Origin of the sequence: Streptomyces sp. NPDC050287, assembly GCF_044459385.1 — a bacterium.
Lineage (GTDB): Bacteria > Actinomycetota > Actinomycetes > Streptomycetales > Streptomycetaceae > Streptomyces.
In genome coordinates, this window is sequence record NZ_JBITIY010000004.1 from 463,978 (window position 1) to 482,116 (window position 18,139).

General features: G+C 71.7%; 18 protein-coding genes and 1 pseudogene. 9 read left to right on the forward strand and 10 right to left on the reverse strand.

Annotation, left to right across the window (positions count from 1 at the left end; translation table 11 throughout):
* Positions 1 to 59: 59 nt before the first annotated feature.
* Together ACIBK3_RS17040 and ACIBK3_RS17045 are read right to left on the reverse strand one after the other, a co-directional pair.
* A complete protein-coding gene (locus ACIBK3_RS17040) occupies positions 60 to 1,328 on the reverse strand; it encodes a hypothetical protein (protein ID WP_399366282.1) in 1,269 nt (422 codons plus the stop codon).
* Complete coding sequence (locus ACIBK3_RS17045; RefSeq protein WP_399366843.1) at positions 1,325 to 2,653, reverse strand: glycosyltransferase; 1,329 nt, start codon at positions 2,651 to 2,653, stop codon at positions 1,325 to 1,327. Before ACIBK3_RS17045 ends, ACIBK3_RS17040 begins: the two co-directional genes overlap by 4 nt.
* Between ACIBK3_RS17045 and ACIBK3_RS17050 the strand changes: the two are divergent.
* Positions 2,590 to 2,772 (forward strand): annotated as a pseudogene (locus ACIBK3_RS17050) (hypothetical protein); the annotation flags it as partial. The gene ACIBK3_RS17045 and the pseudogene ACIBK3_RS17050 overlap by 64 nt on opposite strands.
* 34 nt (positions 2,773 to 2,806) lie before the next feature.
* Here the strand turns inward: ACIBK3_RS17050 and ACIBK3_RS17055 are convergent.
* The 4 genes from ACIBK3_RS17055 to pgm form a co-directional block, all read right to left on the reverse strand.
* Positions 2,807 to 3,319 (reverse strand): hypothetical protein, encoded by a 513-nt coding sequence (locus ACIBK3_RS17055; protein WP_399366284.1) that lies wholly within the window; start codon positions 3,317 to 3,319, stop codon positions 2,807 to 2,809.
* Positions 3,320 to 3,329: 10 nt separating this feature from the next.
* On the reverse strand, positions 3,330 to 3,836 hold the full coding sequence (locus ACIBK3_RS17060; RefSeq protein ID WP_399366286.1) for a SigE family RNA polymerase sigma factor: 507 nt from the start codon (positions 3,834 to 3,836) through the stop codon (positions 3,330 to 3,332).
* Between the two features lie 125 nt (positions 3,837 to 3,961).
* Positions 3,962 to 4,141: a hypothetical protein gene (locus ACIBK3_RS17065; protein WP_399366288.1), complete on the reverse strand. Its 180-nt coding sequence runs from the start codon at positions 4,139 to 4,141 to the stop codon at positions 3,962 to 3,964.
* 359 nt (positions 4,142 to 4,500) lie between these two features.
* Entirely contained in the window at positions 4,501 to 6,141 is a 1,641-nt protein-coding gene (gene pgm / locus ACIBK3_RS17070; RefSeq protein ID WP_399366289.1) for a phosphoglucomutase (alpha-D-glucose-1,6-bisphosphate-dependent), read from the reverse strand.
* Positions 6,142 to 6,659: 518 nt separating this feature from the next.
* On the opposite strand from pgm, the gene ACIBK3_RS17075 reads away from it, so the two are divergent.
* On the forward strand, positions 6,660 to 8,198 hold the full coding sequence (locus ACIBK3_RS17075) for a CHAD domain-containing protein (RefSeq protein ID WP_399366291.1): 1,539 nt from the start codon (positions 6,660 to 6,662) through the stop codon (positions 8,196 to 8,198).
* 11 nt (positions 8,199 to 8,209) lie between these two features.
* Here ACIBK3_RS17075 and ACIBK3_RS17080 read toward each other — a convergent pair whose 3' ends face one another.
* Together ACIBK3_RS17080 and ACIBK3_RS17085 are read right to left on the reverse strand one after the other, a co-directional pair.
* Positions 8,210 to 9,265, reverse strand: coding sequence for an MASE1 domain-containing protein (locus ACIBK3_RS17080; protein ID WP_399366293.1), 1,056 nt, complete (start codon positions 9,263 to 9,265; stop codon positions 8,210 to 8,212).
* A gap of 50 nt (positions 9,266 to 9,315) precedes the next feature.
* Positions 9,316 to 10,146, reverse strand: a complete 831-nt coding sequence (locus tag ACIBK3_RS17085) for a PP2C family protein-serine/threonine phosphatase (protein ID WP_399366295.1) — start codon at positions 10,144 to 10,146, stop codon at positions 9,316 to 9,318.
* A gap of 457 nt (positions 10,147 to 10,603) precedes the next feature.
* Between ACIBK3_RS17085 and ACIBK3_RS17090 the strand changes: the two genes are divergently transcribed.
* The 3 genes from ACIBK3_RS17090 (at position 10,604) to ACIBK3_RS17100 (ending at position 12,536) form a co-directional block, all read left to right on the forward strand.
* A complete protein-coding gene (locus ACIBK3_RS17090; RefSeq protein ID WP_399366296.1) occupies positions 10,604 to 11,092 on the forward strand; it encodes a hypothetical protein in 489 nt (162 codons plus the stop codon).
* A 121-nt stretch (positions 11,093 to 11,213) separates the two neighbouring features.
* The gene (locus ACIBK3_RS17095) at positions 11,214 to 11,939 is read left to right on the forward strand and encodes a class F sortase (protein WP_399366298.1); all 726 of its coding nucleotides are present in this window, start codon (positions 11,214 to 11,216) and stop codon (positions 11,937 to 11,939) included.
* 147 nt (positions 11,940 to 12,086) lie between these two features.
* Positions 12,087 to 12,536 (forward strand): hypothetical protein, encoded by a 450-nt coding sequence (locus tag ACIBK3_RS17100; protein ID WP_399366299.1) that lies wholly within the window; start codon positions 12,087 to 12,089, stop codon positions 12,534 to 12,536.
* 466 nt (positions 12,537 to 13,002) lie between these two features.
* Here the strand turns inward: ACIBK3_RS17100 and ACIBK3_RS17105 are convergent, their stop codons facing one another.
* Positions 13,003 to 14,370, reverse strand: a complete 1,368-nt coding sequence (locus tag ACIBK3_RS17105; RefSeq protein ID WP_399366301.1) for a carbohydrate-binding protein — start codon at positions 14,368 to 14,370, stop codon at positions 13,003 to 13,005.
* A gap of 441 nt (positions 14,371 to 14,811) precedes the next feature.
* Between ACIBK3_RS17105 and ACIBK3_RS17110 the strand changes: the two genes are divergently transcribed.
* The 4 genes from ACIBK3_RS17110 to ACIBK3_RS17125 all read left to right on the forward strand — a co-directional run bounded on the left by ACIBK3_RS17110 (position 14,812) and on the right by ACIBK3_RS17125 (position 17,353).
* A complete protein-coding gene (locus tag ACIBK3_RS17110; protein WP_399366303.1) occupies positions 14,812 to 16,011 on the forward strand; it encodes a glycoside hydrolase family 64 protein in 1,200 nt (399 codons plus the stop codon).
* Between the two features lie 75 nt (positions 16,012 to 16,086).
* A complete protein-coding gene (locus tag ACIBK3_RS17115; protein ID WP_399366305.1) occupies positions 16,087 to 16,317 on the forward strand; it encodes a hypothetical protein in 231 nt (76 codons plus the stop codon).
* A gap of 137 nt (positions 16,318 to 16,454) precedes the next feature.
* Complete coding sequence (locus ACIBK3_RS17120; RefSeq protein ID WP_399366307.1) at positions 16,455 to 17,126, forward strand: RNA polymerase sigma factor; 672 nt, start codon at positions 16,455 to 16,457, stop codon at positions 17,124 to 17,126.
* Positions 17,123 to 17,353 carry an anti-sigma factor family protein gene (locus ACIBK3_RS17125; RefSeq protein ID WP_399366309.1) on the forward strand — a complete coding sequence of 77 codons (231 nt, stop codon included), beginning with the start codon at positions 17,123 to 17,125 and terminating at the stop codon, positions 17,351 to 17,353. The genes ACIBK3_RS17120 and ACIBK3_RS17125 overlap by 4 nt, the downstream gene beginning before the upstream one ends.
* A gap of 227 nt (positions 17,354 to 17,580) precedes the next feature.
* On the opposite strand, the gene ACIBK3_RS17130 is transcribed toward ACIBK3_RS17125, so the two are convergent.
* Complete coding sequence (locus tag ACIBK3_RS17130) at positions 17,581 to 18,084, reverse strand: DM13 domain-containing protein (RefSeq protein ID WP_399366311.1); 504 nt, start codon at positions 18,082 to 18,084, stop codon at positions 17,581 to 17,583.
* Positions 18,085 to 18,139: the final 55 nt, after the last annotated feature.

Here is an 18,139-nt window from a genome sequence, read left to right on the forward strand (position 1 = left end):
TGCCCGCAGAGGCCGGCCCGCCTTCGCAGGCCGGCCCGCCTTCGCAGGCCGGCCCGCCTTTAGGGCACGCCCAGTTCGAAGAGCGCGTATCCCGCGTACGAGCCCGAGGCGACCGCGGTGATGCCGAGCAGCGTGAACAGCGTGGGCAGACCGACGCCGCGCAGTTTGACGGCGAGCGGGATGAAGAGGGGGAAGGCCGGGAGCAGGTAGCGGGAGACGTTGCCGAAGATCTGCTGGCTGCCCATGACCAGGGCGATGGTCAGCACCGTGTAGATGACCAGCACGGCCGGTGGGCGCAGGCGGATCAGGAGGGGGATCAGGAGCGCGGCCAGCAGGACGGCGCCCACGGCGATGGTGTCTTCGACCGGAAACGCGAAGAGGTAGTCGAAACGGCCCACCGCGACCGAGGTGAGGACGTTGCCGGTGTGTTCGCCGTAGTCGAAGGTGTGCGCCCAGGCTCCGGTCTGGAGCGTGAAGTAGCCGCCGAGATCGCCCATCCGGTTACCGACCCAGAGCAGGTAGCCGACGACCCCGAGCGGCGCGATCGCTGTCGCGATCCACGGGCGCGCGAAGTCCTCCTGGCGGCGGTGGAGCGCCATCAGCGCGGCGACGGTGACGGCGGCGACGAGGGCGACGGCGGTGGGCCGGTTGAGACCTGCGGCGAAGGTGAGGACGCCGGCGGTGAGCCAGCGGTCGTTCATGACGGCGTGACAGGCCCAGACGGCGAGGGCGACGTACAGGGATTCCGAGTAGGCCGACCATTCCATGCCGGAGCCGGGCCAGACGGCCCACAGTCCGGCCGCGGCCAGCCCGCCCCGTCGGCCGCCGAACCGGGCGGCGACGGCGTAGATGCCGAGGGCGGCGACGAACGAGGCGACGACCGAGACCAGCATCCCCGCCCCGTACAGCCCCAGGCCGGTGCCTTCGGAGACCATGCGCATCGCCGCCGGGTAGAGCGGGAAGAACGCCGCCGAGTTCCCTTCGAGGGTGATCAGTCCCTTGGCGCCGGGCACCGGGACCAGCGCGGGGTCGTATCCGTGCGCGGCGATCTGCTGGTACCACCAGCCGTCCCAGCTCGCCAGCACGTCCCAGGCGTGGGCGCCGCCGCCGAAACGCGGGTCCTTCTCGCGGAAGTCACCGGCGGAGTCCAGCAGATACATGAAGACGCAGAAGCCGATGAGTTTCAGTACGCCGTACAGCGCCAGTACGGGACCGTAGTACCCGGCCGCGCGGAACAGGCGCGCACGCAGGTCGTCGCCGCGTTCGACGGCGGCGGGACCGAAGTGGCCGATGGCGGCAGGGGCCGTCAGGGTCGTCGTGTCGTTCATGCGGCCGCGGATCCCGTCCCGCGGCGGCCGGCGGGGAACACCCACGCCCGCAGGAGCACGAATCGCAGGAGGGTCGCGGCCAGGTTGGCGCCGACGAGGACCGCGATCTCGGTGGGACGCGCGGGGCGGGGTGCCACATGGTGCAGCGTGGCCAGGGACCCGCTGGTGAGGGCCAGGCCGACCAGGAAGACCAGCAGGCCCTTGGCCTGGTGACGCAGGGCACCGCCACGGCCCCGCAGCCCGAAGGTGAGCCGGCGGTTCGCGGCCGTGTTGGCGACCGCGCACACCAGCAGGGCCAGCGCGTTGGCGGCCTGAGGTCCCGTCGGCGGCCGCAACACCGCGTACAGCAGCACGTATCCGAGGGTGCTGACGGCGCCCACGGCACCGAAGCGCAGTAACCGGCCGGCCAGTCCGGTGCCCGCGTGGTCGGCGGAGCTCCGGCGCAGTGCCGCTGTCGACAGGGTGCCGCGGGCCAGATCACGGCCGATCCTCACGATGCCGCGCAGATCGGCCAGGGCGGTGGCGAGGAGGTCGACCCGGCTGTCGGGGTCGTCGATCCAGTCGACCGGCACCTCGTGGATGCGCAGCCCCGCGCGCTCGGCTATCACCAGCAGTTCCGTGTCGAAAAACCACCCCGAGTCCTTGACGAGGGGCAGCAGCCGCTCGGCCACGTCGCGCCGCACCGCCTTGAAACCGCACTGCGCGTCGGAGAAACCGACGGCGAGGGCGGAGCGCAACAGGACGTTGTAGCAGCGGGAGATGACCTCCCTCTTGGGGCCACGCACCACCCGGGAACCACGGGCCAGCCGGGTGCCGATGGCGATGTCGGAGTGACCGGAGATCAGCGGGGCGACCAGGGGCAGCAGCGCCGTCAGCTCGGTCGACAGGTCCACGTCCACGTACGCGAGCACGGGCGCCCCCGACCCCGACCACGCCGCGCGCAGCGCCCGGCCCCGCCCCTTCTCGGCCAGCCGCAGCCACTGCGCCTCCGGCAGCTCGGCGGCCAACCGGGCCGCGATCCGCGGGGTTTCATCGGTACTGGCGTTGTCCGCGACGGTGATGCGGAACGGGTACGGGAAGGTCTCGCGCAGGTGTGCGTGGAGCCGCCGTACGCTCCGCTCCAGGTCCGCCTCCTCGTTGAACACGGGGACGACGACGTCCAGGAGGGGCTCCCCGGGGGGCGCCGACACCGGTGCGCGCAGCGGTAGTCGGCCCATCAGGCGGTCCGTCGGCCGGTCCGACGGGCGGTCCGACGGGCGGTCCGACGGGCGGTCCGACGGGTGATCCGACGGGCGGTCCGACGGGCGGTCCGTCGGGTGATCAATGGGGTGGCCCTTCACTGTGGCCAACTCGGATTTTGTCACGTCATGTCCGTGTCTGTGGTCTGTCGCAGGGCATGCCGAAGTCACGCACGGCGTGGTGCGACGGTGAGCGGAGATCGTGATGAGGCGGAGCCGGTGCCTGCTACGGCTTGTCGTTCAGGGGGTGGGCGGCGGGAAGAGCGTCGCCTCCGAGGTGGGTGGCGGGGTGGTCACGGAATTGCCCGGGCTCGGGGACAGCGTGCTCGAACCCCCGGATGATGTGGGCGGGTTGGACCTGACCCCGCCTCCTTCGACGGGCGCGGTCGGCGTGTACGACGGCTCCCCGCCCCCGTCGGCGGTCGCCCCGGCGGTTTCCGTGGAGGGCGGCGTGGAGGGCACCGTCGGCGACTCGTTCGGAACCAGGGTCGGAGTCGAGCTCGGGCCCGGGCTCATCGCGGGCCTCGGCAGGGGGGCCTGCGGCCTGGTCTCGACGGTGTCGTGGGGCAGCAGGAGGAAGCCGAGGCCGAGTCCCGCGACGGCCAGGGCGGAGCCGACGGCCCGCTGAGCCACGCGGGCACGGTGCCGTGCCCGGACGCCGGACCGCAGGCGGTGCTGATGCTGCGGCTCGAACGGGGCATGTTCCTGGGAGTCGCGCATCATCCGCGCCAACTCCCGTTCGAAGTGATCCATGGCCTCCCCTTCACCCCACCGGCTCGATGACATCGGCCAGGATCTCCCGCAGCCGCGCCACGCCACGCGAGGCATGGGACCGGGCCGTGCCCACGGGGCACCCCAACACCGCCGCGACCTGTTTCTCGGGCAGGTCCTGGTAGTACCGCAGCACCACCGCGGCACGCTGCCGCGGCGGCAACTGGGCCAGCGCGGCCTCCAGTCGCGAGCGCTCCGCCACCGCGGCGGAGACGTCCCCCGAGTCCGGCCGGTCGGGCAGTTGCTCGACCGGGCGCTCGCCCCACCAGCGCCGCCGCGCCGAACGGGCCGCCACTCGGACCAGCACCTTGCGTACGTAGGCCTCCGGCGCCTCCTCGGCGATCCTGGGCCAGACGAACCAGAGTTTGACCAGGGCCTCCTGGAGCAGGTCCTCGGCACGGTGCCGATCGCCTCCCACGAGGAGACGGGCGAGGTGGAACAGCGCCGACCAGCGAGCTGCCACGAACCCGTCGAACCCCTCGGCTCGACCCTGCTCCATCCGCACCGTCCCCGTTCCGACCAGCCCTTCACACTGGGAGAAAGACGGTGGGACCCCCACCACTATGCACCGCACCCCTATGATCCGGATCACACCCGCGCCAGCGATCCCGTCCCCCGGCTGTCTCAGCGCTCGGGCTTCTTGTCCCTCAGCAGCGCGCGGACGAAGTCCTCCCGGACGGTGCGCGACCGCTGCGACCGGGCCGCGTCCAGGGACTCGTCGAGGCGGGTGGTGACGGAGAGGGGCAGGGAGCGCCGCCCGTCCGGAGGCGCGGCGATCGGGGTCGATCCACCGCCGCTCCTCACGGACCACCGCGCCGTCGTGGAGCGCTCCCCCGGCGTAGCCGCGGATGAGCGGCCACGCCGGCAGGCGTGGAGACGATGCCGCCCGAGGCCGGCACTCCGACAGGCGCTGAGGATCTCGCTGACGCCCTGGGGGTGCGGGCGGGTTCACGTCGTAGCCGTGCAGGTACGGCTCGGGCATCCCGGTAGCGCTGGGCCGGACCGGTGCCCCGGAGGTCCAACCGCTCGTGGACCGGTTCGCGCAGCGGTCGCTCGTCACCGGGGGCGGATACCGGCCGCCCCCGGCGCCCGCTCACGGCCCGGTCATCGCACCGCTGTCCACCCCCGCCGACGCGTTCCGCCCGGCCGTACCGTCCCTTTCGTCACCCGCCCAGTGTCGTGCGGACCACCGCCTTGGCCTCCTCCTGCACCTGGGTGAGGTGGTCGGGGCCGAGGAACGACTCGGCGTAGATCTTGTAGACGTCCTCGGTCCCCGAAGGACGTGCCGCGAACCAGGCGTTGGCGGTGGTCACCTTGATACCGCCGATGGGCGCCTGATTGCCGGGGGCCTCGGTGAGCACGGCGGTGACCGGCTCGCCGGCCAGGGTGTCCGCGCTGACCTGGGCGGGCGAGAGCTTGCCGAGCAGGGCCTTCTCCTCGCGGGTGGCGGGTGCGTCGATGCGGGCGTACGCGGGCTCGCCGAAGCGGGAGGTGAGCGCCGCGTAGTGCTGCGACGGGGTCTTCCCGGTGACCGCCGTGATCTCACTGGCGAGCAGGGCCAGGATGATGCCGTCCTTGTCGGTGGTCCACACCGAGCCGTCCCGGCGCAGGAACGACGCCCCGGCCGACTCCTCGCCGCCGAACCCGAGCGATCCGTCGACCAGCCCGTCCACGAACCACTTGAACCCGACCGGAACTTCGACCAGCCGGCGCCCCAGGTCGCCGGCGACCCGGTCGATCATCCCGGACGACACCAGCGTCTTGCCGACGCCCGCGTCGGCGGGCCAGCCCTTGCGGTGGGCGTACAGGTAGGAAATGGCCGTGGCCAGGTAGTGGTTGGGGTTCATCAGCCCCGCGTCGGGCGTGACGATGCCGTGCCGGTCGGCGTCGGCGTCGTTGCCGGTGGCGATCTGGAAACGGTCGCGCTGCTCGATGAGGGAGGCCATGGCGTACGGCGACGAGCAGTCCATGCGGATCTTGCCGTCCCAGTCCAGCGTCATGAACCGCCAGGTCGGGTCGGCGAGCGGGTTGACCACGGTCAGGTCGAGCCCGTGCTCCTCGGCGATCCGTCCCCAGTAGGCGACCGACGCGCCCCCCAACGGGTCGGCGCCGATCCGGACGCCCGCCGAGCGGATCGCGTCCAGGTCCAGAACGCTCGGCAGGTCGGCGACGTACGTGCCGAGGAAGTCGTAGCGCCCCGTGCCCTCGGCGGTGAGCGCACGCGTGTACGGGATGCGCCGGACGTCCTTGAGACCGGACGCGATGATCTCGTTGGCGCGGTCCTGGATCCAGGACGTCGCCTGGGAGGCGGCCGGACCGCCGTTGGGCGGGTTGTACTTGAACCCTCCGTCACCGGGCGGGTTGTGGGACGGGGTGACGACGACTCCGTCCGCGAGGCCCGCCGTCCGGCCGCGGTTGTACGTGAGGATGGCGTGCGAGACCGCCGGGGTGGGCGTGTACCCGTCCGCGCTGTCGATGAGCACGGTCACCTCGTTCGCCGCGAACACCTCCAGGGCGGTGACCTTCGCCGGTTCCGAGAGCGCGTGTGTGTCGGCTCCGAGGAACAGGGGGCCGTCGGTGCCCTGTCCGGCGCGGTACTCGCAGATGGCCTGGCTGGTCGCCGCGATGTGGGCCTCGTTGAACGAGGTCGCCAGCGACGATCCGCGGTGCCCGGACGTCCCGAACGCGACGCGTTGCCCCGGCTGGGCCGGGTCCGGGTGCAACGCGTAGTACGCGGTGACCAGTTGGGCCACATCGACGAGGTCCTCCGGACCGGCCGGCTTGCCCGCTCGCTCGTGCTGCATGCCCGCTCCCACACATCGTTGACCTACGGTGACGCCCCCATCCTTCCTCGTCACGGCCCCGCTGCGCGAGTCCGCCGCCCGCACACCGCGGTAACCGTACGAGGAGGAGCGGCCGTCGGTCGTCAGCGGTCACCACCGGACCCCGGATCGCGGGTACCTCGATCGTGGTGAGGGCCGGTCAGGGCAGGCCGTACCCGGACAGACCTGCGGTCGGCGACCTGGCGCCCTGTCGCGCCGGTCCTCGGGCCTCGGGCCTCGGGCCTCGGGCCTCGGGCCTCGGGCCTCGGGCCTCGGCGGCAGACTCACCGCCCGCGGGTCGGCAGGGCCCGTCCCACAGGGGCGCTCACCACCCGGTCCCTCCCGGGTTGACTCCCCCACCGAGCACGACGAGCACACCGGCCCCGGCCGCCGGCCGCCGCACCGCCGACCCGCTCGACGAGGCCGGCCGCCGCGCACACGGCGCCGGTCCGACCCCGTGTACGGGGTTTGAGCTGCGCTGAGGCGTGTACGCGAAGGACATGGCCCAGTCGACACGAGAGACAGAACGCAAGTACGCGGCCTCGGCGGCCGACGACACCTCCTGGCTGCCGGACCTCACCGGCGTGGACGGTGTCGCGTCCGTCGTGGACCGAGGCACCGACGACCTCGACGCCGTGTACTACGACACCGTGGATCTGCGTCTGGCCGGCACCTCGGCCACCCTGCGCCGCAGGACGGGCGGGGCCGACGCGGGCTGGCACCTGAAGCTGCCGCTGTCCGGCGACAGCCGGGAGGAAGTACGCGCCCCGCTCTCCGACACGGTTCCGGACGATCTGCGTGACCTGGTGATCTCACGGACCCGGGACGCGGAGCTGCTGCCGGTCGTGCGCCTGCGCACCCGGCGCCACCGGCTCGAGCTCGTCGGCGCCGGCGGCGGCGCGCTGGCCGAGTTGAGCATCGACGCGGTCGAGGCGGCTTCCCTGCTCGCCGGGGCCACGCGCGCGTCATGGACGGAACTGGAGGTCGAACTCGCCGAGGACGCCGACCCCAAGCTGCTGAGGGCCGTGGACAAGGTACTGCGCAAAGCCGGCGTCGAGCGGGAGTCCGCGCCGTCCAAGCTCGCCCGGGCGCTGGAGGAGACGGCGGTGGGCGCGCCCCGCCTGCCCGACGCCCGCGCCGAGGAAGTGGTCGAGGGCTCGGCCGGCGACCTGGTCCTCCGGTATCTGGAGCAGCAGGTGCGGACCCTGGTGGACCTCGATCCCGCGGTGCGCCGGAACCTGCCCGACTCGGTGCACGGGATGCGGGTCGCCTGCCGTCGGCTGCGGAGCGTGCTGCGGTCCTACCGTTCGGTCCTGGACCGCGAGGCGACCGACCCCGTCCGCGAGGAACTCACGTGGCTGGCCGGTGAACTGGGCGGGGAACGCGACCACGAGGTACTCGAGAAACGGATCGGCTCTGGTGTCGATGCCCTCCCGCGGGAACTGGTCCTGGGGCCCGTCACTGCACGACTGCAGGCATGGCACGTGACCAAGGACTCCGAGGCCCGCACCCGCACACAGGACGCCCTCGCGTCCTCCCGCTACGTGTCCCTGCTGGACTCACTGGCCGACCTGGTCGCACGGCCGCCGCTGCGCCGCAAGGCCGCCCGGAAGCCCAAGGCCGTACTGGCCAAGGCCGTCCTCAAGGAGTACGACCGGTTCGCCGGCCGTGTCCGAACGGCCCTCGAAGCGTCGCCCGGGGAGGAGCGGGACAGGGCGCTCCATCAGGCGCGCAAGGCGGCGAAGAAGGCCCGCTACGCGACGGAACCGGCCCGTGCCTCGCTCGGCAGGCCCGCAGGGCGTCTCGGCAAGCGCGTCAAGGCCGTCCAGAAGGTCCTCGGGGACCACCAGGACAGTGTGGTGGCCCGGGACGAGCTGCGCCGTATGGCGGTGGCGGCGGGCGCGGTGGGTGAGGCGAGCTTCACCTGGGGGCTCCTGTACGGCCGGGAACAGGCGGTGGCCGGCGAACTGCAGCGTGAGCTGCCGGGGGTGTGGGCCCGCGCCTGCGACCCCTCGCTGCGCAAGGCCCTCAAGGTCTGACGGCGAGCCGCTCATCTCTCTTCGGGCTCGCGCCGTTGCTCCTTGGCCTCACGCCGTTGTTCCTCGGACTCATGCCGGGCCGGGCCGGTGGCTCCCGGTGGTGGCAGGCGTGACGGGTCGCCTGCCGTGAGGTGTGCCACCACCTCCACCAGCTCCTGGCAGGCCTGCTCCACAGAACGCCGGGTGTTGAGTTGTTCGGTGATCACGGCCGAGAGAAGCAGGGCGGTCAGCGCCATGGTGCCGTTGAACGCCTGCAGTTTCATCATGATCGCGATGCGGGTCAGCCCCGCGAAGGGGCCGGCCTCCTGCGTCGCGGCGACGGTGGCCATGACGGACGTGAAGAGGGCACACAGCATGCTGCCGACGAGCTGGAAACGCAGGGCGGCCCAGATCATCAGCGGGAAGACGAGGAACAGCAGGCCGGACTCGTGGCGCGTGGCCAGCGGTACGACCGCGCAGGCGATGACCGTGAGCCCCGCGGCCTCCTTCCAGCGGGCCACCGGCAGAGGCCAACGGGCGCGGTGCAGCAACAGCAGGAGCGGTGTGACGATCAGGACGCCCATCGCGTCGCCCACCCACCATGCCAGCCACACCTGCCAGAAGTCGGCTGCGCCGACCCGGTCGGTGAGCCGGAGCAGGCCGACGCCCACCGTGGCGCTGATGAGCATGGCCGTGAGGGCGCCCAGGAACACCAGGGCGAGGCCGTCACGCAGTCGGCTGAGGTCGGTGCGGAAGCCCACCCGGCGCAGCATGAGGTACGCGCAGACGGGGGCGGCGGTGTTGCCCACCACGGTGCCGAACACGTCGGGCCGCAGCGAGGTGATGTGCAGGATGACCAGCAGGACGCCCAGCGCGATTCCGGGCCACACCCGCAGCCCGAAGATCAGCAGGCAGGCCACCGCGACGCCCGTGGGCGGCCAGATCGGGGTGAGCATCGCGCCTTCGACGACCAAGGGCAGCAGCAGTCCGAGGCGCCCCGCGGCGTAGTAGCAGGCGGCCACCGCCAGCGTCCGGAGGGCGAAGACCCCAGGTCGGCGCAGATCCTCGGTACCCACCACACCAGCCATGAGACACCGGTGCCGCCGTCCGTGCGAGGCGGGCGACCAGCCGTGCCGCCCTACGGCTGAACGTCGGGCCCGTCGTAGCCGAGGACCAGCACCGCGGCGTCGTCCTCGTGTCCCACGCGGTCGGCGCCCTTGATCACGGCGGCGGCGAGCGAGTCCGCCGTCATGCCCGCCACGGCGGCGATACCCGCGAGCCGGACCACCTGGTCCAGCCCCTCGTCGACCTCCAGCAGGGGGCCTTCCACCACACCGTCCGTGAGCAGGACGAACACCCCGCCCGTGGTGACCCGGTGCCGGGTCATCGGGTAGGTGATCCCGGGCTGGACGCCGAGGGGCGGACCCCCGTTCCCGTCGACGATCCCGGACCGCCCGTCCGCGGTGGCCCAGACGCACGGGATGTGACCGGCCCGGGCGCCCTCCAGCACGCCGGTGGAGGGGTCCAGGCGCATGAAGGTGCAGGTGGCGAAGAGTTCGGTGCCGAGGGACAGGAGCAGGTCGTTGGTCCGGGTGAGCAGTTCTCCGGGTTCGCTCGTGACGGAGGCGAGCGCGCGCAGACCGACCCGTACCTGGCCCATGAAGGCGGCGGCCTCGATGTTGTGGCCCTGTACGTCACCGATCGACAGCCCGATGCGCCCGTCGGGCATGGCGAAGGCGTCGTACCAGTCGCCGCCCACGTTCAGTCCGTGACAGGCCGGCGCGTAGCGGACCGCGAGGTGGTAGCGGGGCGCCGCCGGCATCTCGGCGGGAAGCATGTCGCGCTGCAGCGCGATGGCCAGCTCGACCCGGGAGCGCTGCAGTTCCGCGTGTTCGCGCGCCTGCGCCGTCAGCGACCCGAGCCTGGTCAGCAGCTCGTCGCCGTCGTCCGTGGGGCGCTTGCGGGACATTGATCGCTCCGGGAGGAGGCCAGTCCGTTCGGGGCGATATCCCCAAAAGGTTCCTTATCGGATGATAGCGATGCCGGAACGCGGCCTGGCCAGTCCTCGGCTCACCGCTGCCTGGGTTCACGACGGACTCCGCGTGGGCCCCGGTCCGTCGCCGCGCGTTCTGTTCCATGATCCCGTAGGCCGGCTCGACGTCGAGGTGTCACCCGCCACCCGGCGCTCCGCGCCTCGGCCGGTCGCTCCCCCTCTCCTGGTGCGCCCGGCTCCCTCCGGCGTGCCGAGTGTGGAAGAGATCGCCCGTCCGGGCGCCGCTGAAGCGGTGGGGACCGGCGCCGTTCGCCCGTGTGAGCGCTTCGAGTGGTGGGATCACCGGGACTGACTGACGGTGGATCACGTCGAGGCCGGGTCGGTTCAGCTGACGCGACGCCAGCTGCCCGGGCCGAGACGGAAGGAACCACGGATGCGCTCCACACGCACGTTCCTGGCCCTCGCGGCCGCCTCCGCCGTCCTCGCGATCGCCACACCCGGCGCCTTCGCGGGCGACAGCGACTGGGACCACGGGGACTCTTCGTACAGCAAGGAGCACGACAAGGACGGCAGACACGACGCGCCTCACGGCGGGATCCACACCGGTGGCGGCGCGCTCACCGCGGTGAACGACGACGAGTGGGGCACCGCGAAGGACCCGAAGTACGACCCTGAGACCTACAAGCACGACCAGGACGTGACCCCGAAGGACCCCAAGCAGGACCCGGAGACGTACAAGGACCACGGCTACGAGAAGGACTCGTACGGCAGCGACCACGACAAGCCCCACGGCGGGATCCACACCGGTGGCGGCGCGCTCGCCGCACCGGGCATGACCGCGGCCGGGCTGGCCGTCCTGGGCGTCGCCGCGACCGGTCTGTACGCGGCTCGCCGCAACAGGTCCGCCGGAAGCACGGCCTGAGCCATGCCGGACGCGATAGCAGCCGAGGCCGCCGCCGCACCGCACGGTGGCGGCCCGGCCCGCGCTCCGCGTTCCGCTTCCTCCGAGCTGCCGTGCCCGAGTGAGAGTGAGGTGCTGTCCGATGGCAGCCGGCCCTTCTTCCCCCGCCGACAAAGAACCGGCCGACCGACCGGCTGACGGACGGACCGAAGAGCCGGCCGACCAACCGGCCGACGAACGAGGATCCAGCACCGGTCTCACCACGCTGTGCGCCGTGGCCGCCCTGCTCCTGGCGGTGAACCTGATCGGCGGACAGAACGCGTCGTCGGACTCCCCCCGCCCGCCGCAGGGTGCGCAGGCCGGCACGTACGCCGAACCGACGGCCACGACCGCGGTACCCCGCCCGGGCAGGCATCTGCCCCGCTCGCGCCCCGTGCGTCTGCTCATCCCGAAAATCTCGGTCGACGCCCCCTTCACCCCCCTCTTCACCGGCCGGAACGGGCACCTCGAAGCCCCGCCGCCGGACGACACCAACCTCGTCGGCTGGTACGCCGGGGGCGCCACTCCCGGGGAAGCGGGCACCGCCGTCATCGCCGGGCACGTGGACACCGCCACCTCGGCGGCGGTCTTCGCCGGCCTGGGTGAACTGAAGAAGGGCGACACCTTCCGGGTCGTCAGGGCCGACCGGAGCACCGCGACCTTCGTGGTCGACGACGCGGAGCAGTTCGCCAAGGACGACTTCCCCAGCCGGCGGGTGTACGGCGACACCCCGCAGGCCCAGGTCCGGCTCATCACCTGCGCCGGGGAGTACGACCGTTCGGTCAGGGACTACACGGAGAACCTGGTGGTCTTCGCCCACCTCGTGTGACCGTCCGGGCCGGGCGTCCGCACCCTGACAGGTGTCAGGCACCGGCGGGCGGCGGGGTCTCCTAGGGTCGGCAGGCAAGCGGTACCCGGCGCGCAGCCGGTCGTACGCCGCTCGTCCCGCACATCGCCGACACAGGAAAGAGGACTCATGAGCCGCCGATCACTCACGACTCTGCTGGCCGCGGGGGGCGCCGCCGCGGTGTTGGCGCTCACTCAGGTCTCCGCCGAAGCCGCCTCGTTCCAGGGCGGCAACTACGGGGCGTACGGGATGGAGGGCCAGTACCCCACCGTCTCCAGTTGCGCGGGCACCTTCCAGCAGGTCGGCGCCACGCGTTACGCCGAGGGCATGGCGCTGAAGTACTTCTACTCGTCCAAGTGCGGGTCCTTCGCCCGGATCGAGAACTCCAGGGCCAACTGCGCCGCCGTGCTGCAGCGGTCGAACTCCGGCACGGGGCGCGTCGACGGATGGGTGTCCGAGACCGTCGACCCCGGCATCAACTACGCGTACACGAAGATCGGCAACAACCTCGACGGCCGGGTCTCCCGGGCCCTGCTCGCGTGCGACGGCCACGATCTGGTCTTCACCAACTGGTACTGACCGCTCGTCGGCGGGTGCTGACATCCCCGCCGCGGTGCGCCGCCCCTGCTGCCGGTCCGGCTGGACGGCCGGCTCGATCGGCAGCGCTGGGACCTGCCGGACCTGCCGGCGAACTGCTGGGCCGGCGGCTCGACCACCGGCCACCACATCGACGGCATGACCCCGTGGACACCGGTGGATTCCGGGCGGTCGGCGCCGTCCGGGGCACCCCGGACGATCTGCTCACCACTGCCACTGCTGGGCGATCCTCGGCCGGCGGGCCTTCCCGGGACTCTGCCCGGGCACCGGCACGGCACTGGGCGCCAGGCGCACCCGCCGCTGCCCCGTCCGCGGCACCTTCGTACGACCGCAAGGGCCTGCCGGCACAGGGGTGCCGGCACAGGCGTGGCGGCACAGGCGTGGCGGTACAGGCGTGGCGGCCTGCCGACCGGGCCCGGTCCGCGGGCCGCCCATCCCTGGCGGTATGTCAGACGCGCTGCCACAGGGCGGGGGTGGCGGCCGGCTGCAACGCGCCCTGTGCCTGGTGGCTCTGCAGACACTGGTAGGTGACACCGTCGTACGTGACCTGCGCCCCGACGTCGTAGACCCGGCCGCTCGCCCAGGAAGCGGACGGTGTGGCGGGGGCCTCGGGAGTCTCGGTCTGCGCCGCGCCGGTCTTCAGGACGAGTCCGTAGGTGCTGAGCACCGGGTTGATCGGCTGGTAGAAGGTGGTACCGCCGCTGGTGCAGTCACCGGAGCCGCCCGAGGTGACGCCCTGCGCCTGGGCGCCCGAGACGTAGGGGCCGCCCGAGTCGCCCGGCTCGGCACAGACGGTCGTGCGCGTCACGCCCTCGACGGTGCCCTCCGCGTAGGTGACGCTGGTGTCGTGCTGCTCGATGACGCCGCAGTGCCAGCCGGTCGTCGATCCCGAGCGGCAGATCGCGGCACCGACCAGGGCCTGCGCCGAGCCGGCGACCTGGACGTCCTGGCCCCCCTCACCCTTGACGGCGGCCGTCGCGGTCCAGTCGCTGTTGACGCCCACCCACGACATGTCGTGACCGGGGAAGACCGAGGCCTGGAAGGTGCCCTGAGCCACCTTGTTGAAACCGGTGGTCGTGTCCCCCGCCTTGCCGCAGTGCCCCGCGCTCGCGAAGCCCTGCTGGTTCCCCTTGGTGACGGCGAACCCGATGGAGCAGCGGGCGATGTCCTCGATGTAGTAGGCGTCGCCGCCGCGGATGTCGTACAGGGCGTGCGGCCGGGCCGCCGACACCCTCACCTTCACCAGCTTGCTGTCGACCCCGGCGGCGGCGACGAGCAAGTTCGCGGCGGCCCGACTGGTGGCCTGGACCGTGACGCGGTTGGTGCGCACGTCGACGTAGCGGACGGGTGCTTCCAGCCCGGTGGTGCCGGTCGTGGCGGAGTCCAGCTTCGCCTTGGCCGCCTTGAGGTCCACCAGGGGCGTCCCGACGACCGCGGCCTTCGCCCCGCCGGCCTCGATGGCGGACTTGTCCGCGGCGTCGGTGGTCGCGACGGTGAGGTCGGCGGAGGTCATGCCGCTCACCCAGGCGCCCGCGAAGCGCCGGCCCAGGGCGATCTGCAGCCGGCCCGCGCGTGTCCCCGCCTCGGCCTCGTTCTCCAGCCGCGCCCTGGCCTGAGCGCTCGTCAGTCCCAGATCGCGCCGCAGTGCGCGCAGCACCGCGGTCGACGGGGCGTCGGCCCGGAGCGTCCGCGCGGCCGAGGGGCCGTCCGCCGGTACGGGGAGGGCGGCGACCGCCGCTCCGGGCGGTGCCGTCAGGACCAGCGCGCCGAGCGCGGTCATGGCCGCGCAGGCCGCACCGATGTGTCTGTGGGCCATGTGTCTCTCCTAGGTCTCAGGGAAAAGCGCCTCGAATCAGTAGCTTTTGCCGCGAGTCGTACAGAAGATGTCCTGTGCCCGCCGGTTCCGCGTATCGGACGACATGAGGGGCCCGCCCGGCGGAACAGCGGGCCCGTCACACGGGCGGGAGTCCCGGACTGCGGGCCTCGGCACGAAGGACGCGGCCGTCGTGATCGCTGCGCCGGGGTCGTCACGGCCGAGACGGTCATGAGGGGCGAGACGCTCCCGAAGGGTGGAGACGGTCGACCGAAATCCCGGCACCACCCGGCCCGCTGCGCCACTCGTGGGGCGACCCGCGCCGTCGGGCCCGACATCGGCCGCCGCCGCGCTCATTGACATGCACCCGTCGCAGCGCAACGCTGAGAGCGCTCTCACTAAAGGTACGGACCAGACCCCGTTCCCCCCACACGGAGGTGAAGCGTGCTCGCCAGAGTCACCCCACGGCTCGTGTCCGTGGCAGCGGCAGCCGCGTTGCTGGGCTCCCTGCTCACGTTCGCGGCCCCGTCGTCCGCCCGGGCCGCGGTGCCCGACACGATCCCGCTGAAGCTGACCAACAACTCCGGCCGCGGTGAGCCGGTGTACGTCTACACGATCGGCACGTCACTGACCTCGGGCCAGCAGGGCTGGGCCGACGCGAACGGAAGCTTCCACCCGTGGCCCGCCGGGAACGTCCCGCCCGTACCGGCGCCCGACGCGTCCATTCCCGGGCCGGCCGCGGGGCAGTCGAAGACGATCCGGATCCCCAAGTTCTCCGGCCGGATCTACTTCTCGTACGGACAGAAACTCGCCTTCAAGCTGGCCACCGGCGGCCTGGTGCAGCCGGCCGTGCAGAATCCGAGCGACCCCAACCGCGACATCCTCTTCAACTGGTCGGAGTACACACTCAACGACTCGGGGCTGTGGCTCAACAGCACCCAGGTCGACATGTTCTCCGCCCCCTACGCGGTCGGTGTCCAGCGCGCCGACGGCAGCACGGTGAACACCGGGCACCTCAAGCCGGGCGGCTACAACGCCGTGTTCACCGCGCTGCGCGCACAGCCGGGCGGCTGGGCCGGGCTGGTCCAGGCACGCTCCGACGGCACCGTGCTGCGAGCGCTGTCCCCCGGTCACGGGGTGGGGAGCGGCGCGCTGCCCGCCTCGGTACTGGACGACTACATAAACCGGGTCTGGCGGAAGTACGCCACGGCGACGCTGACGGTGACGCCGTTCGCCGACCAGCCCGGCACCAAGTACTACGGCCGGGTGTCGGGCGACGTCATGAACTTCACCAACGGCGCGGGCGCGGTTGTCACCACCTTCCAGAAACCGGACGCGGACAGCGTCTTCGGCTGCCACAAACTGCTCGACGCCCCCAACGACGCGGTGCGCGGGCCCATCTCCCGCACCCTGTGCGCGGGGTTCAACCGCTCCACGCTGCTGGCCAACCCCGACCAGCCCGACACCTCGGCGGCGAACTTCTACCAGGACGCGGTGACCAACCACTACGCCCGGGCCGTCCATGAACAGATGGCCGACGGCAAGGCGTACGCCTTCGCCTTCGACGACGTCGGTCAGCACGAGTCGCTGGTGCACGACGGCAGTCCGCAGCAGGCGTATCTGACGCTGGATCCGTTCAGCTGACGGATTCGTGCCTCAACGGGCCGTGGGGGCACCGCCGTCGCCGCGCAGGCGGGCCAGTTCTGCCCAGGCACTGCCGTGGACACGGCGACCCCCACGCCCCCTTCGTCCGCCACCGGTGCCATCCGGTCGTCGGCGCCGCGGGGGACCTCCGGCCGTGCGGGGTCCGCCTCCACCACCGCCGGGTCGGTGTCGCCGGTACCGGAGATCTTCCCGGCGTGGACACTGGGCGAGCTGCCCGGCGAGAGCCTGGCCGCCGAAGCCTGCGACCAACTGCATGGCGAGTTCCGCGAGTTGAGGTGTGGCTGACAGGCTTACGACGGACCGGTCTCCACCGCGGACCCGTCCTTACGGGGACGTGAACGAAGACACCAGGCATGCGATCTCAGTCACGGAGCTGCCCTAAGCTGACCCTTCCAGCTGATGGCCGGCAAGGAGTGAGACGAATGGCGGGCGCACGCGAACTGCCGTCGGACGAGGTACTGGTCCAGCGGCTGCGTGACGGTGACGAGGAGACGTTCGCCCTGGTGCTGGACACCTGGTCAGGTGGGATGCTCCAGCTGGCCATGTCGTTCGTGTCGACCAAGGCAACCGCGGAGGAGGCCGTCCAGGACACATGGCTGGCGGTCATCAAGGGGATCAGCGACTTCGAAGGCCGTTCCGCCCTGAAAACCTGGGTGTACCGGATTCTGGTCAACACGGCCAAGGCGCGCGGTACCAAGGAGAGCAGAACCGTTCCCTTCGCCAGCCTGCTACCCGAGGAGGAAGGGCCGACGGTGGAGCCCTCACGGTTCCGCGACCCGGGCGAGCGATACGCCGGACACTGGGCCGTCGGGCGGGAACCGCGGAACTGGCACATTCCCGAGGACCACGTGCTGCGCGGCGAAGTACGCGAGGTGATAGCGCAGGCCCTCGACGAGCTCCCGTCCCGCCTCCGCACGGTGATCACACTTCGCGATCTCGAAGGGTACGGCTCGGAGGAAGTCTGCTCGCTGCTTGAGATCTCGCCCGGAAACCAGCGCGTCCTCCTCCATCGGGCCAGGGCCTTCTTGCGCCGTAAGCTGGAGAACTACTTGTCCGGTGCCCATGACGTCGCAGGAGGGAGGGGACGACTGTGAACTGCATCGATTTCGTAGAGCTGGTGACCGATTTCCTTGAGGGCACTTTGTCCGAAGAGGACGAGCAGCGCTTCATCGAGCACTTGGCGGAGTGCGACGGATGCGAGCGCTACCTGGATCAGTTCCGTCAGACGATCGCCGCGACGGGCGAACTGACCCCGGACAGCATTTCACCGGACGCCAGGCAACAACTGCTCACCGCCTTCAGGGACTGGCGGCGGCAGTGATCTCCCGCCGCCCTCGGTAAAACTTGTCGAGAGCCCCACTCGCCACGTACACCGGATCGCCTGCCAGGTCACTGCCTCGCCCTCCCCCACGCCGGCCATTCAGCCCGACTCTCTTGCGGCTGGTCCTCCCGCGTGTGCCACCGCGAGCGGGTGGCGTCGCCACCCGCTCCCGTTCTCCCGTTCTCCCGTTCTCCCGTTCTCCCGTTCTCCCACGCGACCTGGGTTCGTCAGGTGCGCTGCCGCAACTCCGCCGCGCCGAACGACACGCTGAAGCGTTCACACCAGATCGTCACCGTGGAGAACGTGTTCAGGTCGGTGCCCGCCGGGATCGCGTAGTTCTGGTTGCCCTCATTGCCCTTGAGGTCGCCGAGGTCGACGTGCTTGCCGTCGTCGAGGTTGCCGCCGTCCCCCTCGACCGGTTGGTCGCTGAGCCACACGTGCAGGGCAGGGCCGTCGGAGGTGCGCAGGTCCGTCAGGCGCAGCGTCGCCTTCCCGTCGCCGGGTTGGAGGACCTCCACCGAGCCGCTGGTGTCGTGCTCGTGGGAGATGAAACTGCCGGTCGCCAGCGGCCCGGCTGGAGCCCCCTGTCGACCGACGGCCACGGGAGCCGCCTCGTCCACGCGTTCCGTGGTGAACAGCCGCCAGGGCTGGAAGAGGTAGAGCCCGACGGCCGCCGCGACGACGACCAGCGCGGTGGCGGCCCAGAGGACAGGGCGCTTGGTTGCGGACATGAGGATTTCCGTTTCCGTTTCCGTTTGGTGTTCACGCCGCACCGGTGGCCGGGCG

What these genes read in the sequence shown, in the direction of transcription:
- ACIBK3_RS17040 (WP_399366282.1), bottom strand. Translation starts at nt 1,328, where the DNA reads ATGAACGACACGACGACCCTGACGGCCCCTGCCGCCATCGGCCACTTC.
- ACIBK3_RS17055 (WP_399366284.1), bottom strand. Translation starts at nt 3,319, where the DNA reads ATGGATCACTTCGAACGGGAGTTGGCGCGGATGATGCGCGACTCCCAG.
- ACIBK3_RS17060 (WP_399366286.1), bottom strand. Translation starts at nt 3,836, where the DNA reads ATGGAGCAGGGTCGAGCCGAGGGGTTCGACGGGTTCGTGGCAGCTCGC.
- pgm (WP_399366289.1), bottom strand. Translation starts at nt 6,141, where the DNA reads ATGCAGCACGAGCGAGCGGGCAAGCCGGCCGGTCCGGAGGACCTCGTC.
- ACIBK3_RS17075 (WP_399366291.1), top strand. Translation starts at nt 6,660, where the DNA reads ATGGCCCAGTCGACACGAGAGACAGAACGCAAGTACGCGGCCTCGGCG.
- ACIBK3_RS17080 (WP_399366293.1), bottom strand. Translation starts at nt 9,265, where the DNA reads ATGGCTGGTGTGGTGGGTACCGAGGATCTGCGCCGACCTGGGGTCTTC.
- ACIBK3_RS17085 (WP_399366295.1), bottom strand. Translation starts at nt 10,146, where the DNA reads ATGTCCCGCAAGCGCCCCACGGACGACGGCGACGAGCTGCTGACCAGG.
- ACIBK3_RS17090 (WP_399366296.1), top strand. Translation starts at nt 10,604, where the DNA reads ATGCGCTCCACACGCACGTTCCTGGCCCTCGCGGCCGCCTCCGCCGTC.
- ACIBK3_RS17095 (WP_399366298.1), top strand. Translation starts at nt 11,214, where the DNA reads ATGGCAGCCGGCCCTTCTTCCCCCGCCGACAAAGAACCGGCCGACCGA.
- ACIBK3_RS17100 (WP_399366299.1), top strand. Translation starts at nt 12,087, where the DNA reads ATGAGCCGCCGATCACTCACGACTCTGCTGGCCGCGGGGGGCGCCGCC.
- ACIBK3_RS17105 (WP_399366301.1), bottom strand. Translation starts at nt 14,370, where the DNA reads ATGGCCCACAGACACATCGGTGCGGCCTGCGCGGCCATGACCGCGCTC.
- ACIBK3_RS17120 (WP_399366307.1), top strand. Translation starts at nt 16,455, where the DNA reads ATGGCGGGCGCACGCGAACTGCCGTCGGACGAGGTACTGGTCCAGCGG.
- ACIBK3_RS17130 (WP_399366311.1), bottom strand. Translation starts at nt 18,084, where the DNA reads ATGTCCGCAACCAAGCGCCCTGTCCTCTGGGCCGCCACCGCGCTGGTC.